Annotated in this window: 13 protein-coding genes; 5 read left to right on the top strand and 8 right to left on the bottom strand. The window is 66.8% G+C overall.

Annotated elements, in window-relative coordinates; all coding sequences use genetic code 11:
• Positions 1-44: 44 nt before the first annotated feature.
• From ACWEKS_RS25545 to ACWEKS_RS25520, 6 genes are all read right to left on the bottom strand, one after another.
• A complete protein-coding gene (locus ACWEKS_RS25545) occupies positions 45-170 on the bottom strand; it encodes a hypothetical protein (protein ID WP_452342413.1) in 126 nt (41 codons plus the stop codon).
• Between the two features lie 179 nt (positions 171-349).
• Complete coding sequence (locus ACWEKS_RS25540) at positions 350-1,126, bottom strand: SDR family NAD(P)-dependent oxidoreductase (protein WP_452342412.1); 777 nt, start codon at positions 1,124-1,126, stop codon at positions 350-352.
• Between the two features lie 323 nt (positions 1,127-1,449).
• A complete protein-coding gene (locus ACWEKS_RS25535; protein ID WP_452342411.1) occupies positions 1,450-2,670 on the bottom strand; it encodes an acyl-CoA dehydrogenase family protein in 1,221 nt (406 codons plus the stop codon).
• Positions 2,670-3,722: a phosphotransferase family protein gene (locus tag ACWEKS_RS25530; protein ID WP_452342410.1), complete on the bottom strand. Its 1,053-nt coding sequence runs from the start codon at positions 3,720-3,722 to the stop codon at positions 2,670-2,672. The genes ACWEKS_RS25535 and ACWEKS_RS25530 overlap by 1 nt, the downstream gene beginning before the upstream one ends.
• On the bottom strand, positions 3,715-4,527 hold the full coding sequence (locus ACWEKS_RS25525; protein ID WP_452342409.1) for an SDR family oxidoreductase: 813 nt from the start codon (positions 4,525-4,527) through the stop codon (positions 3,715-3,717). The genes ACWEKS_RS25530 and ACWEKS_RS25525 overlap by 8 nt, the downstream gene beginning before the upstream one ends.
• A gap of 91 nt (positions 4,528-4,618) precedes the next feature.
• Positions 4,619-6,082: an MFS transporter gene (locus tag ACWEKS_RS25520; RefSeq protein ID WP_452342408.1), complete on the bottom strand. Its 1,464-nt coding sequence runs from the start codon at positions 6,080-6,082 to the stop codon at positions 4,619-4,621.
• Between the two features lie 229 nt (positions 6,083-6,311).
• Here ACWEKS_RS25520 and ACWEKS_RS25515 point away from each other — a divergent pair, with 229 nt between their 5' ends.
• The 5 genes from ACWEKS_RS25515 to ACWEKS_RS25495 all read left to right on the top strand — a co-directional run bounded on the left by ACWEKS_RS25515 (position 6,312) and on the right by ACWEKS_RS25495 (position 11,084).
• Complete coding sequence (locus tag ACWEKS_RS25515; protein ID WP_452342407.1) at positions 6,312-7,835, top strand: flavin-containing monooxygenase; 1,524 nt, start codon at positions 6,312-6,314, stop codon at positions 7,833-7,835.
• A 19-nt stretch (positions 7,836-7,854) separates the two neighbouring features.
• The gene (locus ACWEKS_RS25510) at positions 7,855-8,760 is read left to right on the top strand and encodes an alpha/beta hydrolase (RefSeq protein ID WP_452342406.1); all 906 of its coding nucleotides are present in this window, start codon (positions 7,855-7,857) and stop codon (positions 8,758-8,760) included.
• A gap of 45 nt (positions 8,761-8,805) precedes the next feature.
• Entirely contained in the window at positions 8,806-9,534 is a 729-nt protein-coding gene (locus ACWEKS_RS25505) for a TetR/AcrR family transcriptional regulator (protein WP_452342405.1), read from the top strand.
• Positions 9,535-9,799: 265 nt separating this feature from the next.
• Complete coding sequence (locus ACWEKS_RS25500) at positions 9,800-10,144, top strand: FAD-dependent oxidoreductase (RefSeq protein ID WP_452342404.1); 345 nt, start codon at positions 9,800-9,802, stop codon at positions 10,142-10,144.
• A 229-nt stretch (positions 10,145-10,373) separates the two neighbouring features.
• On the top strand, positions 10,374-11,084 hold the full coding sequence (locus tag ACWEKS_RS25495; protein ID WP_452342403.1) for a hypothetical protein: 711 nt from the start codon (positions 10,374-10,376) through the stop codon (positions 11,082-11,084).
• A 76-nt stretch (positions 11,085-11,160) separates the two neighbouring features.
• Here the strand turns inward: ACWEKS_RS25495 and ACWEKS_RS25490 are convergent, their stop codons facing one another.
• Both ACWEKS_RS25490 and ACWEKS_RS25485 read right to left on the bottom strand, forming a co-directional pair.
• The gene (locus tag ACWEKS_RS25490) at positions 11,161-12,696 is read right to left on the bottom strand and encodes a class I adenylate-forming enzyme family protein (RefSeq protein ID WP_452342402.1); all 1,536 of its coding nucleotides are present in this window, start codon (positions 12,694-12,696) and stop codon (positions 11,161-11,163) included.
• Positions 12,693-12,941, bottom strand: a complete 249-nt coding sequence (locus ACWEKS_RS25485; protein WP_452342401.1) for a hypothetical protein — start codon at positions 12,939-12,941, stop codon at positions 12,693-12,695. The genes ACWEKS_RS25490 and ACWEKS_RS25485 overlap by 4 nt, the downstream gene beginning before the upstream one ends.
• Between the last annotated feature and the right edge of the window lie 62 nt (positions 12,942-13,003).

The raw sequence follows: 13,003 nt of genomic DNA, 5'->3' as shown, positions 1-13,003 counted from the left end.
CGCTCACGCAACACGACCCAGACGCAGCCTCGCGCGGGTCGGGATCAGCGGGCGAGCCAGCTGCCGGGGCGGCGGGTGAGGAGCGGCAGGACGATCCACACCATGGCCGCGACGGTGATCGGGATGAGCAGGGCGAGCCGCAGCGGCAACGGCCGGCATGCGCAGGACATTGACCGCGCCGATGCTGTGACCGACGAGCACGATGTCCAGGGTCGGACCGCTCGCCGCCACGGTGAGTGTCTCGCGCCCCGGATCGAGCCGCGGCGCGTCGGTGCCGGGCAGGTTGGGGATGACGACGCGGTGCCCCATGCGGTCGTGAATTTGCGCCCGCCGAGGTGGCCGACGGCCGCTACTGTGCGCCGATGGCCGGGCTGATGGCGGTGCCGCCGCTCACATCAACCACATTGGCGGTGATCCAGCGGGCGTCCTCGGAGGCGAGAAAGGCCACCACATCGGCGATATCGGCAGGCTGCCCCACCCGGCCCAGCGCGGTCATGGCACTGATGCCGGCCCGCACCTGCGGATTGCCATCGAAAAAGGCGGCCATCCCCTCGGTCTCGGTCGCACCGGCGGCCACCGCGTTCACGGTGATACCGCGCGGGCCGAGCTGTACCGCAAGGGTTTTGGTGAGCACATCGATCGCCCCCTTGCTCATCGCGTAAGCCACCTGCGACGGGGCCGCCACCCGCGGTGCGCAGGAGGAGATATTGACAATGCGACCGCCATCGCGCAGCAGCGGTATCGCCTGTTGCGAAATGAACAGCGGTGCAGACACATTCACCGCGAAGAGACTGTCCACCGCCGCCGGGGTCAGCTGCTCGATCGAGCCGTTGCCACCGCCGCCGCCCGCATTGTTCACCAGAATGTCCAGCCGTCCGTCCGGCAGGCTCTTCGTCAGATCGCCGAACAGCGTGTCGATTCCGGCCGGCGTGCTCAGGTCGGCGCGGATGGCGAACGCCCGCCCGCCCGCCGCTCCGATGTCCGCCACGGTCTTCGCCGCCGCTTCGTCATCGTGTCCGTAGTGCACCGCGACCACCGCGCCGTTCGCCGCCAACCGCAGGGCAATGGCGCGGCCGATTCCGCGAGAAGCGCCGGTAACGAGGGCGAACTTGCCGATCTGAGACATTGGAACTCCTGTGCTCGGGTTTGTTTCCTTGACACAGACGTTCGCCGACCGCGCTCACCAAACCCTCACCGTCTGCTCACCGACGCCGGACGCGCCGTGTTGACCGCGGACCGGCGCCTGGCGCGGGCTCGCCCGCGAAGCCCTCGGCGAGGATTGAACTTCCTTGACCCCGCGAACGCGCCCAACTGGGGTCCTCGCATACGAATCAGGCCTGGTCGCCCCGCAAATCCTGACATCCCGCAGCGAAGACCACCGACCCTACGTACCGGCGGTTTGCGACATCTGGGCGATGTGCTGCGCGCTGCACACCCGATGGCCGGCTGTCATCGTGCCGCCCTCTGGTTGCGGAGCTCGGTGCGTGCGAGCGTGCTCTTGTGCACCTCGTCCGGTCCGTCGGCGAACCGCAGGGAGCGGATGCTCGCGTAGGCGGCGGCCAGCGGGAAGTCCTGGGACAGGCCGCCGGCGCCGAATACCTGGATGGCCTTGTCCAGGATCCACTGCACCGTGGCCGGGGTGGCGATCTTGATCGCTTGGATCTCGGTGTGCGCGCCCTTGTTTCCGACCGTGTCCATCAACCATGCGGTCTTCAGCACCAGGAGCCGAAGTTGCTCGATACGGACCCTGGACTCGGCGATCCAATCCCGCACCACGCCTTGCTCGGACAGCGGTTTTCCGAATGCGACCCGCTCGTCCGCCCGCGCGCACAGCAACGCGAGCGCCCGCTCGGCGACGCCGATGGACCGCATGCAGTGGTGGATCCGGCCGGGGCCGAGCCGGGCCTGCGCGATGGCGAACCCGTCGCCCTCGTCGGCGATGAGGTTCTCGACCGGGACCCGCACATCGGTGAACGAGAGTTCCGCGTGGCCACCGTGGTCATGGTCGTCGTAGCCCAGGACATGCATGGCCCGATGGATCTCGAAGCCCGGGGTATCCCGCTCGACCAGGATCATCGACTGCTGGCGGTGTCGCTGCGCGGACGGGTCGGTCTTGCCCATCACGACGAAGATCTTGGCGTTCGGGTTCATCGCGCCGGTGATCCACCACTTGCGGCCATTGATGACGTACTCGTTGCCGTCGCGTTCGATCCGGGTCCCGATATTGGTGGCATCGGAGGAGGCCACGTCCGGTTCGGTCATCGCGAAGGCGGAACGGATCTCGCCGTCGAGCAGCGGGTCGAGCCACTTCTCCCGCTGTTGTCCGCTGCCGAAGAGTGAGAGCACCTCCATGTTCCCGGTGTCGGGGGCGGCGCAGTTCATCGCCGCCGGAGCCAAGTGGCTGTGGCCGGAGATCTCCGCGATGGCGGCGTACTGCAGATTGGTGAGTCCCGCGCCCTCTTCGCCGGGCAGGAAGAGGTTCCACAGCCCGCGCCAGCGGGCCTCGGCCCGCAGCTCCCCGATGATCGGCACCGAGTCCCAGGCCCACCTGTCGTCGAGCTGGGCCAGTTGTTCCGCGAAGACCTTCTCCGCCGGGTAGACGTGGTCGTTCATGAACTCGAGCATCGTCTCCCGCAGCTCCGCGGTGAGGGGGTCATATGCGAAGTGCATCAACGGACCTCGTGCAGCGCGTCGAGACCGGCGTCGAGCAACGGGTGGATCGCCGCGCCGAGTTCGTCGAATCCCGCACCGACCGTCTGGCCGTTGAGATACCGGAAGTGAATGCCCTCGAGGATCGCGGCCAGCTTGAACGAAGCGAGACCGAGATAGAACCCGAACCGCGACAGGTCACGGCTGCTGGCCCGGGCGTAGCGCTCGATGATCTCCTGCTCATCGAGGAAGCCCGGAGCCGAAGCCGCATCGGCGACCACCTCACCACCGAGCAATTTGCCGAGCCGGTGATAGGTGAGCATCAGCGCCAGGTCGGTCAGCGGGTCGCCGAGCGTCGCCATCTCCCAGTCGAGCACCGCGGTGACCCGGTCGCCGGAGTCGACGAGCAGGTTGTCGAGCCGGTAGTCACCGTGCACGATGCCGGTGGCCGACTCCTCCGGCACGTCGGCGGCCAAGCGCTCGTAGAGGGCATCGGCCGCGGGAAGATCCCGGTTGTACGAGGCGTCGAGCTGTTTCTTCCAGAGATGCACCTGGCGTGCGAGATAGCCCTCCGGCTTGCCGAATTCGGCGAGGCCGACCTCCGACGGGTCCACCCGGTGGAGTGCGGCCAGGGTGTCCACCAGATGCGTCGAGATGACGCGAGTGCGTTCGACGCCGAGCGACTCCAGCTCCGCGGCCCGGCGGTAGGGCACACCGGCGCAGCGCTCCATCACATAGAAGGGCGCGCCGATCACGGCGTCGTCCTGGCACAGCGCGTACACCATCGGCACCGGCACCGTGGTCTGCTGCAGCGCCCACATCACGCGGTATTCGCGGGCCATATCGTGCGCGGTGGCCAGCACGTGGCCGAGCGGTGGCCGGCGAACGATCCAGCTCGACGCGCCGTCGGTGACCGCGTAGGTCAGATTGGACTTGCCCCCGGCGATCAGGGATGCCTGCAATCGGCTTCCCGCACAGGGGATCTGGGTGGAGAACCAGGTGCCGAGTCGCTCGAGGTCGAGGCCCGGGGGCGCCTGGACGTCCAGGTCGGGAAGCTCTCGGTTGTCAGACATCGATCGCACCCGCCGTCCGGAAGAGCCCGGCGTCACCCAGCCGCTGCCCGCCATCGATGACGAAGGTCTCCCCTGTCACCCAGCTCGCCGCGTCCGAAACCAGGAACGCGATGACGGAGCCGATGTCTTCGGGCTCACCGATCCGCGACAACGCGGTGGCCGAATTCAATTGGTCCTCTTTCTCTTTCCACAGCGCTTCGGCCAATTTCGTCCGCACCACGCCTGGCGCAACGGCATTCACTCGCACCCGCGGCGACAACTCGAGCGCCAATTGCTTGGTGAGATGGATCAGTGCGGCCTTGGATGCGTTGTACACACCGAGGTTCGCCTCGAAACCCATCCCGCCGATCGATGCCGTATTGACCACGACGCCCCCGTGCTCCCCCATCCACGCGCGGGTCGCCAGCGAGGTCCACAGGATCGGCGCCCACAGGTTCACTTCGAAGGTTTTGGCGAAGCGGGCGTAGTCCTGGTCGCAGACCGGCCCATAGGCCGGATTCGTCGCCGCATTGTTGACCAGGATGTCGACACTGCCGAACCGTTCCAACGCCACGTCGATGCAGCACCGGGCCTCGTCCTCGTCGGCCGCGTGCGCGGCGAAACCGATTGCATTGCCACCGATTTCGGCCGCTGCGGCATCCGCGGATTCCTGCCCGCGCGACGTCACGACCACGTTGCCGCCCGCTGCCGCAATCGCTTGCGCCGCGGCCAGACCGATGCCGCGGGAGGCGCCGGTGACGATCGCGGTCCGGCCGGTGAGATCGAATCGGCTGGTGTCAGCGCCGGTTCTGCTGTGAGTCTGCAAAATTATCCTCTGTGTCGAATTCGGATGGCTGTCGCCGCGGGTGCCACGCCGCACCGGTCAGCGCCAGTGATGGTGTTGAGAACCGGGTCGCTCATGCGAGCACTCCCGACTGCCGGAGCAGGGCCTTGAACTCGCCGTGATGGCGTAGTTGAGAGACGAGCGTGGCGACCAGGATGAGCAGCGCACACGCCAGCGTGACCAGGTAGCCCACCGTGTAGAGAGATGCCGTCGGCAGGTGGGTGACCGGATCGGTGTCGGCGCTGAGCACGCCGGTGATCAACGCGGAGCCGAAGGCGATGCCGATCGCCATCGTGGTGCCCGCCATGCCCGCGGCCATCCCGGCCTTGCGTTCCGGCACGAGCAGCTGCGGCACCACGAAGGCGCCGCTGTATCCGGCGCGACTGCCGAGTCCGATGAGGGCGGCGCCGACGAGGTACTCCCACCACTGTCGATGGGCGACGACCAGAAATGCCAGCCCGAAAGCCGAGATCGACGCGCCGAGGACGAGCACCTCGCCCGGACGCCCCTTGGCGACGCGTTTCTCCGCGACCTTGCCGCTGATGAACATCGTCAGGGCGAAGGGCAGCATCAGCAGGCCGGTGCCCAGGGCATCGACGCCGAGCCCGTAACCGGCGCCCCTCGGTGTCTGCGTGTAATAACTGACCAGCAGGAGGAACCCGGCGTCCACGGCGCCGAACAGACCCGCGGACAGCAACGCGACCCCGACGAACGGCATCTTGAGCAACTTCAGATCGAAAACCGCTGTTGCCGAACGCCGTTGCGCGCGCATCCAGGTGATGCCCCCGACGATCCCGGCCACCAGCGGAACCAGCACGACATCGCCCCACACCAGCCCCTGGGTGAAGGTGAGGAGCACGGCAGTGAGCCAACCGAGCATCCAGACAGTGCCGAAAACGCCGATCTTGCCGGCCGATTCCGGCTTCGCGGACGGGACGATGACCATCAGGGCCACCGTCGTCGCCGCGGAGACCAGCACCAGGATCCAGAAGAAGCTCGCGATCGACAGGCTGCGGACCGTCAGCCCGCCGCCGATCATGCCGGCGACGACACCCGTGCCGGTCGCCATGATCAGGACGCTGACGGCGGTCGAGACCTTGCTTCCGGGAAGGTGCCGGCGCAGGAATCCGATCGGCAACAGCTGCGCCGAGCTGCCGAATCCCAGTAGGGCACAGCCGAGAATGATTGTGGGGTACGAGTTTCCGATGGCCGGGATCAGCGCCCCCAGCGTCAGGACGCTGCCCGACAGCAGTGCGGTGGTGCGGTCGCTGAGGACGTCGGCGAGCCGTGGAAGCAGGACGAACCCGGCGCCGCCACCCAGCGTCAAGGCCGTGAAGATCCAGGTCTCATCCGACAGGCCGAGTGCGAACTTCGCCTGCATCAACGGCAGCAGCGGCGGCAGCATGAACGTGACCGCGTTGGTGACGGTCGCCAGGAGCGCCGCGACGCCGATGAGCGAGAGACGCTTCGATGCCGCGCTCGGTGGTCGTGGTGCCATCAGGCCGGCGATATCGAACGCCTGGTGATTGTGGGCCATCGTCTTCTCCAAGGAACGCCGGCTGTCTCAACAAACTCGAATATGATTCGATTTCGAAGTAAGCTAGGTCACGATCCCCCGGGTGTCAATGGGCTCGACGGAAGGCATTGACGGACCCGCCGGCCGACTTCATACTCAAATTCGAATTGAGTTCGATTTCAAGGTATCGAAGCTGCCTCGGCACACCGCACGTACCCCGTGTATCCCAGCCCCAGGAGATTTGACAAGCATGATCATCAAGCGCAATGGGCGCTCCACGGAACACCGCTCGAGGCACGTCGACGTCTTGGTCATCGGCGCCGGGATCTCCGGAATCGGCATCGCCCACCATCTGAAGTGCGAACGTCCAGGGACGTCCTTCACGATCCTGGAGGCGCGCGAGGAGATCGGCGGCACCTGGAGCCTGTTCCGCTACCCGGGAATCAGATCCGACTCGGACATGCCCACCTTCGGCTACAGCTTCAAGCCGTGGACCAGCCCCCTGTCGATCGCCGAAGGGCCGTACATCCTCGAATACCTGCGCAAGACGGCCGAAGAATGTGGGATCCGCGAGCGAATTCGCTTCGGCCACAAGGTGGTTGCCGCCGACTTCGACACCGGCTCAGGGCTGTGGACGGTAACGGTCCACCGGACCGGCAGCCGGCGTCCCGCGACCTTCACCTCGCGCTTTCTGTTCCTCAGCACCGGCTACTACGACTACGAGTCCGCCTTCGTCCCCGACTTCGAGGGCATCGGCGAGTTCACCGGACGGGTCGTCCATCCGCAGTTCTGGCCCGACGACCTCGTCTACGCCGACAAGCGCGTAGTGGTGATCGGCAGCGGCGCCACGGCTGTCACCCTGATCCCGTCGATGACGCCCCTGGCCAAGCACGTCACCATGCTCCAACGCTCGCCGAGCTACGTGCTCTCGGCCCCCGGCGTGGACGTCACCACCCACCTCCTGAACAAGGTCGTCGGACCGGAGCGGGCACACCGGATCAGCCGGCGCAAGAACATCGCGCTCGGCCGGGGACTCTTCGAAGCGAGCAAGCTGGCGCCGGGGCTGATGCGCAAGTTGCTCATCGCACAGGTTCGAGCTCAGCTGCCCGAGCACTTCGACGTCGACACGCACTTCACACCCCGCTACAACCCGTGGGAACAGCGCCTGTGCATGGTGCCGAACGGCGATCTGTTCAAGGCCATCTCCTCGGGGAAAGCGTCGGTGGTGACCGACCACATCGACAGGTTCACCGAGAACGGCATCCTGCTCCGGTCGGGCCAGGAGCTGGCCGCGGACGTGGTCGTCACGGCCACCGGACTCAATATGCTCCCGTTCGGCAAGATCACCCTCAGCGTCGACGGGCAGCAGGCCCATCTCCCGGACCTGGTCGCCTTCAAGGCGATGATGCTCTCGGGGATTCCCAACCTCGCGTACGCGGTCGGCTACAGCAATCTCTCCTGGACCCTCAAAGTCGAGCTGGTTGCCGAGCACTTCTGCCGATTGCTGGACCACATGAAGGCTTTCGGCTACGACACCGTCGTCCCGGTCCTGGACAATCCGGGTATGGAGCGGTTCCCGATCCTGGATCTCCAGGCGGGCTACGTCAACCGCGGAATCGGCGCATTCCCCCGGGCCGGTGACGAGGGGCCGTGGACCCTCGAACATGTCTACGAAAAGGACGTCGAGCGCCTGCGCCGCGGTCCCGTCGACGATCCTGCCCTCCATTTCACCACCGCGCGCAAGCCTGCCTTCGCCCGAGCCGGGAGCCGATGAGAAAGCGATGACGAATTCGATGACACGCAAAGAACTCTCATTCACCAGTCACGGAATCACCTGTGCCGCTTGGCATATCCCCGCCACGAGTACTGCCTTCGCACGGCGTTCCGGACGGCCGTGCGTGGTCCTGGCACACGGATTCGGCGGAACCCGGGACACCGGCCTGCTGCCCTACGCCGAGTCGTTCGCAGTAGCCGGGCTGGACGCGTTCGTCTTCGACTACCGCGGATTCGGCGATTCCGAAGGCACGCCACGACAACTCATTTCGTACCGTCGGCAGCGACAGGACTACCACGCCGCGATCGATGCCGCGCGCCGCCTGCCCGGCGTCGACCCCGATCGAATCGCCCTGTGGGGCACTTCGTATTCGGCGGGCCATGCGATCGCGGTCGCCGCACAGTCACCTCGGATCGCGGCCGTGGTCTCGCTGACACCGGCCGCCGATGGACTGGCCGGCCTCGCCTCGATCGCACGCAAGGACGGGGTCGGCCGCCTGGCTCGCCTCGCAGCACGGGGACTCGCCGATGCGGCGACCGTGATCACCGGCGGCCGGCCTCGCATGGTGCCCATCGTGGGACAACCCGGCAGCACGGCGATGATCACCGTGACGGGCGCGGAGGAGGCCTATACGTCATTCGCCGGACCTACGTGGCGCAACGAGATCGGTGCCCGCCATGCACTCGAGGTCGCCCGCAACCGACCGACGATCTACGCCGAACAGGTGACCTGCCCGGTACTCGTCCAGATCGGCGAGGCCGACCGTGTCGTCCCGGTCGCCGCGGCCCATCGCATGGCGCGGAAACTCGGCGATCACGCCGTCGTCAAGGAATACCCGGTCGATCACTTCGATGTGTATGACGGTGTGTGGCAACGACGCGCGCTCGCCGATCAGCTCGAGTTCTTCGGCCGGGTCCTCCGCTGATAATGTGTCGAATTGTGATCGACTTTCCGGCTGAGGGCAGTATCCATGGCTGAGACTGCCCGCTCCCCCAAGCGTTCGGCTTCGACCAGGAAGCCGAGCACGAAAGCCGCGCCGGCGGCCGATCGCATCCGCGCGAACAAGCACCAGGCACCCGCCCGCCCGGACGCCGTCCTGCAGCGCCGCGGCGCCGAACGCGTCCAGGCCATCCTGGACGCCGCGGAGGCTCTGCTCGCCGAAGAAGGCTACGAGGCAGCGACCCTCAAGGCCATCGGCGAGCGGGCCGGTATCCCGATCGCGTCGGTCTATCACTATTTCTCGGACCGCCACCAGGTCGACGCCGAGATCATCGGTCGCCACATTGCCGAACTGGATCAGCAGCTCTCGAAGTCGCTCGACGGCGACGTCCGGCTGGACTCGGTGCAGGATGTCGTCGATGCGGTGATCGATCCGATGCTCACCTATTTTCGTACCCACCCGAGCTGCGTTCAGCTGTGGTTCTCCGGGCGTAGCGATGCGCTGGCCGAACGGGTGCAGTCCTTCGACGAATCGACTGCCGAGCGAACGCTTCAGCTGGGCGTCCAACGCGAACTGCTCCGGCAGGACACACCCCCGCTGGTGATTCAGCTGGCTTTCGAGGTCGGCAATCGCCTGTTCGACATAGCATTCCGCCGGACACCGAACACCGGCGACGACGCCACCATCGCCGAGGCACGCCGCCTGCTCGGTCTCTATCTGGAGTCGTACGCGCCCGAGTCCGAGCGTCCGGAGAACTGACCTCCCCCAACACCTTTCGCACCGCGCGGCGGCCTGGAGCCAGGTAACGCCTCGCGGTCCGCAGTCGCGCGCCGATCAACCCTCGTAGGGCCACAACCTTCCGAGCCGACGATGCGCCGGACCCGTGATCCGACCGGCTGCGCACTCTTCGATCCGTCATTCAGATCCCGGCACCTCCCCCATTGACATAGATCACACTTCTTCTTAAAGTCGAACACGATTCGGGTTCCATTTCAACTCGATGAGCGGCCGAACGGAGAAGGTCATGGCAGGCGATCACAACGAGGCGCGGAACGTCGACATTGTCGGCCACTCGTGGCCCGACGAGGTGCTCGATCAGCCGGAGGCGCGCCGAGCCGCGATCGTGAAGGATCTCGTCACCCTCTTCGGCCCTGAGGCAGGAGCGCCGGTGCGCATCATCGAGCAGAGCTGGGTCGACGAGCCGCGGATCGCCGGGTGCGTGAGCACCCGGGCCCCGGGGGTCGTGACCAGCTGCACCGACGCGGTCATCGAGCCGGTAGGCCGGATCCACTGGGCCGGCACCGAAGCCGCACCCGAGTTCGAGGGTTTCCTCGAGGGCGCGCCGTCCGCGCGGCCGAGCGCACCGTGACCGGGGTCCTCACCACGCTCTGACACTCGCCGGCCCACTCGTCGGCGAGCCGCTGCCGCAGCAGCTGAAAGTCCTTCATGTGCGGGGACTTCAGCGGAACGGAGGTTCCAACGCTCGACCACATCTAGTCGGCAGACAAATCAGCAGAACCAACGACGACCCCAGCGTTGCCGCTCGATAACCCTGCGGCACTGTTCAATTCGCGTTTCTTGGAAGGTTCGGTTCACCGATGAGGAAGCTCACCGCCTACACCGTCGCCGCCGTCGTCACGCTCGGCGTGCTCACCAACAATATACCCGACTCCAATGCCGCTCCGGCGCAGCCGATCCCGGCCCCGGCCGGCCCGGTCGATGCACAGCAGTCCGGCATCCACTGGACCGCCGACCGCGTCGGCGACTCCGTGGTGGTCAAGACCGATCTGGGCGCACTGGCCACCGACGGCGGCCAGTTCCAGGTCCTCGACTCGACCGGAAAGGTCGTCGCCGGTCTGCCACTGAGCTACGACATGCGCGGCCTGCGGTTCCCGATCGCAGCGAAGATCGACGGCAATACCGCCACCCTGACCCCGAACACCGACCCGGCCGCGGCCGCCCCGGTCGACATGATCACCCTTCCCGCGGATCCGCTGAAGCCGGTCGATGCCCAGTTCGACGCCGATCTGGGCCGCGCGGCCGCCCAGTTCGGCCTGGCCACCGGCGTCGGGACCCTCCTCGGCACCATCGTCGGACTCGGCGGTGGCTGCATCCTGGGCGCGGTCGTCGGCGCCGCCCTGATGACCCCGATCTTCGTCCCCGGCTGGGTCGGCAGCTGTATCGCCGGTGCGGCAATCGGTACCGCGCTGGGCGCGGCGGCAGGCATCATCCTGCTGGGTGTGCCGGTGGGTATCGCCTCGGCGATCCAGTTCTTCCAGATGGAGAACGCACCGGCTCCCGTATCCTGACAGCCCTATGTGGTTGCGCCGGTAGCGATCTCGCCCGGCGCAACCACAATATCCACTGACCGGTCCCGGTGGTTCCTCAGCGCAACGGAGCACCCCACTGCACCTGCCGGCGCAGATGGTTCTTGAGCAGTTTGCCCCCGGCATTGCGCGGTAGCGCCTCGGTGACAACCGTGGCGTACTGCGGAATCTTGAAGTCGGCGAGATGGTTTCGGCAATGCGCGAGCACGGCCGCGACATCGATCGGCGCCCGGTCTCCGAACAGGACGGCGCCGACCTTCTCCCCCATCACGTCGTCGGGCACGGCGAGCACCGCGGCGTCGGCGACACCGGGAGCGGACAGCAGTACCGCCTCGACCTCCACACTCGAGATGTTCTCGCCGCCGCGGTTGATGATGTCCTTGATCCGGTCGATGATGTGCACGCGTCCGGCATCATCGATCCGGACGACATCGCCGGTGCGCAGCCAGCCGCCGACGATCGTTTCCGCGGTCGCCTCCGCTCGGTTCCAGTATCCCGCAGTGACATTCGGGCCTCGGACCACCAGTTCTCCCGTGCCCGGTTCACCGTCGATCGGCACGATACCCAGATCCACCGACGGCACCGCGTAGCCGACCGAATCAGCGTGCTCGATCGCGTCCTGGTCCGGTAGCACCGCGATCAAGGACGCCGACTCCGTCATGCCGTAACCGTTCATCACGGTCGCCCGGGGGAACGCCGCCTGCAACGCCTGTACCAGCGACGGCGCGATCGGCGCGCCACCGTACCCGACTATGCGGACCCGGGACACGTCCGCGTCGGCGAAATTCGGATGACGGAGCAGCAGGGAGTACACCGCGGGCACCGTCACGAGGAAGGAAATGCGTTCCGCGGCAATAGCTTCGATCAGTGCCGGCAGGTCGAGTGCGGGCAGGATCACCGAGGTGCCGCCGGCGTACGCGGCGACCAGCAGTTGTGAATTGCAGGCCGTCACATGGAACAGGGGCACGGAGATGAGGGTGCGCAGCTCCGGGCCGGCGTCACGGGAGATGCCGGAACAGCGAATCATGTTCTCGGCGCTGGTGATGAAAGCCTCGTGTGTCGTCGGAACACCTTTCGGGTGTCCGGTCGTACCGGAGGTGTAGAAGAGCGCTGCCACATCACCGGCGCCGAGACCCTCCGCCACGTACGGATCGCCGTCGGGCAGTGGAGTATCGGCCGCCAGATCGACCGTCACATCGGCGTCGTCGAGCACGAACTCCACCTCCGGACGAGCCGAGCGCGTATTGACCGGCACCGCGATGCCGCCCGCGAACACCGTGCCCCAGAAGGCCAGCACCCAGTTCACACCGGCCGGATATCGCAGGGCGACTCGATCCCCGCGCCGCACGCCGAGCGCCCGAAGCCCACCGGCCACCCGCGACGCGCGTTCCCACAGCCGGGCGTAGGTCAGCCGATCACCGCCGATCTCGACGACCGCCTCGACATCGGGGTGCGTGTCGACGTGCGCGCGCACCAGGTCCGGCAACGTCGCCGGCACATCGGTGTAGTGCGCGATTCCCCGCGCGTCCCTGGTCAACGCCGATTGGTCGAAAGGGTTGCGCGAGCGCGCTATTTCGATGATCGCAGTGGTCATTTGGCGGCCTCCGGGCGGCGGCGCGAGTCGGCTACGGACATCATGGTGATCTCTCCTCTGTCATCGCTGGGGGAAGTCCGATTCGGCACAGGATCGCGAGTGCCGGTGACGCGAGCCGACAGGCCACCGCGCCAGGGATAGGTCTGCCGGACCGCTGCCTTCGCGAAGAAGTCCAGCAGGATGCCCGCGCGGCTCTCCTTGCGGCGGAACGAGCACTCCGGCATCGCTGATGTCGACGACGTCATCACAGTTGGCCACGAGACCACTCCGTTCTCTTGGTGTCGTCGTGTGCAGGGCGACATCGCGC

The sequence above is a fragment of the Nocardia sp. NPDC004711 genome, assembly GCF_053601595.1.
The sequence above is the reverse complement of the archived record's forward strand: the minus strand, read 5'-3'. Positions and strand labels throughout refer to the sequence as shown.

What these genes read in the sequence shown, in the direction of transcription:
- ACWEKS_RS25515 (WP_452342407.1), top strand. Translation starts at nt 6,312, where the DNA reads ATGATCATCAAGCGCAATGGGCGCTCCACGGAACACCGCTCGAGGCAC.
- ACWEKS_RS25495 (WP_452342403.1), top strand. Translation starts at nt 10,374, where the DNA reads ATGAGGAAGCTCACCGCCTACACCGTCGCCGCCGTCGTCACGCTCGGC.
- ACWEKS_RS25535 (WP_452342411.1), bottom strand. Translation starts at nt 2,670, where the DNA reads ATGCACTTCGCATATGACCCCCTCACCGCGGAGCTGCGGGAGACGATG.
- ACWEKS_RS25490 (WP_452342402.1), bottom strand. Translation starts at nt 12,696, where the DNA reads ATGACCACTGCGATCATCGAAATAGCGCGCTCGCGCAACCCTTTCGAC.
- ACWEKS_RS25500 (WP_452342404.1), top strand. Translation starts at nt 9,800, where the DNA reads ATGGCAGGCGATCACAACGAGGCGCGGAACGTCGACATTGTCGGCCAC.
- ACWEKS_RS25545 (WP_452342413.1), bottom strand. Translation starts at nt 170, where the DNA reads ATGTCCTGCGCATGCCGGCCGTTGCCGCTGCGGCTCGCCCTGCTCATC.
- ACWEKS_RS25520 (WP_452342408.1), bottom strand. Translation starts at nt 6,082, where the DNA reads ATGGCCCACAATCACCAGGCGTTCGATATCGCCGGCCTGATGGCACCA.
- ACWEKS_RS25510 (WP_452342406.1), top strand. Translation starts at nt 7,855, where the DNA reads ATGACACGCAAAGAACTCTCATTCACCAGTCACGGAATCACCTGTGCC.
- ACWEKS_RS25530 (WP_452342410.1), bottom strand. Translation starts at nt 3,722, where the DNA reads ATGTCTGACAACCGAGAGCTTCCCGACCTGGACGTCCAGGCGCCCCCG.
- ACWEKS_RS25485 (WP_452342401.1), bottom strand. Translation starts at nt 12,941, where the DNA reads ATGACGTCGTCGACATCAGCGATGCCGGAGTGCTCGTTCCGCCGCAAG.
- ACWEKS_RS25505 (WP_452342405.1), top strand. Translation starts at nt 8,806, where the DNA reads ATGGCTGAGACTGCCCGCTCCCCCAAGCGTTCGGCTTCGACCAGGAAG.
- ACWEKS_RS25540 (WP_452342412.1), bottom strand. Translation starts at nt 1,126, where the DNA reads ATGTCTCAGATCGGCAAGTTCGCCCTCGTTACCGGCGCTTCTCGCGGA.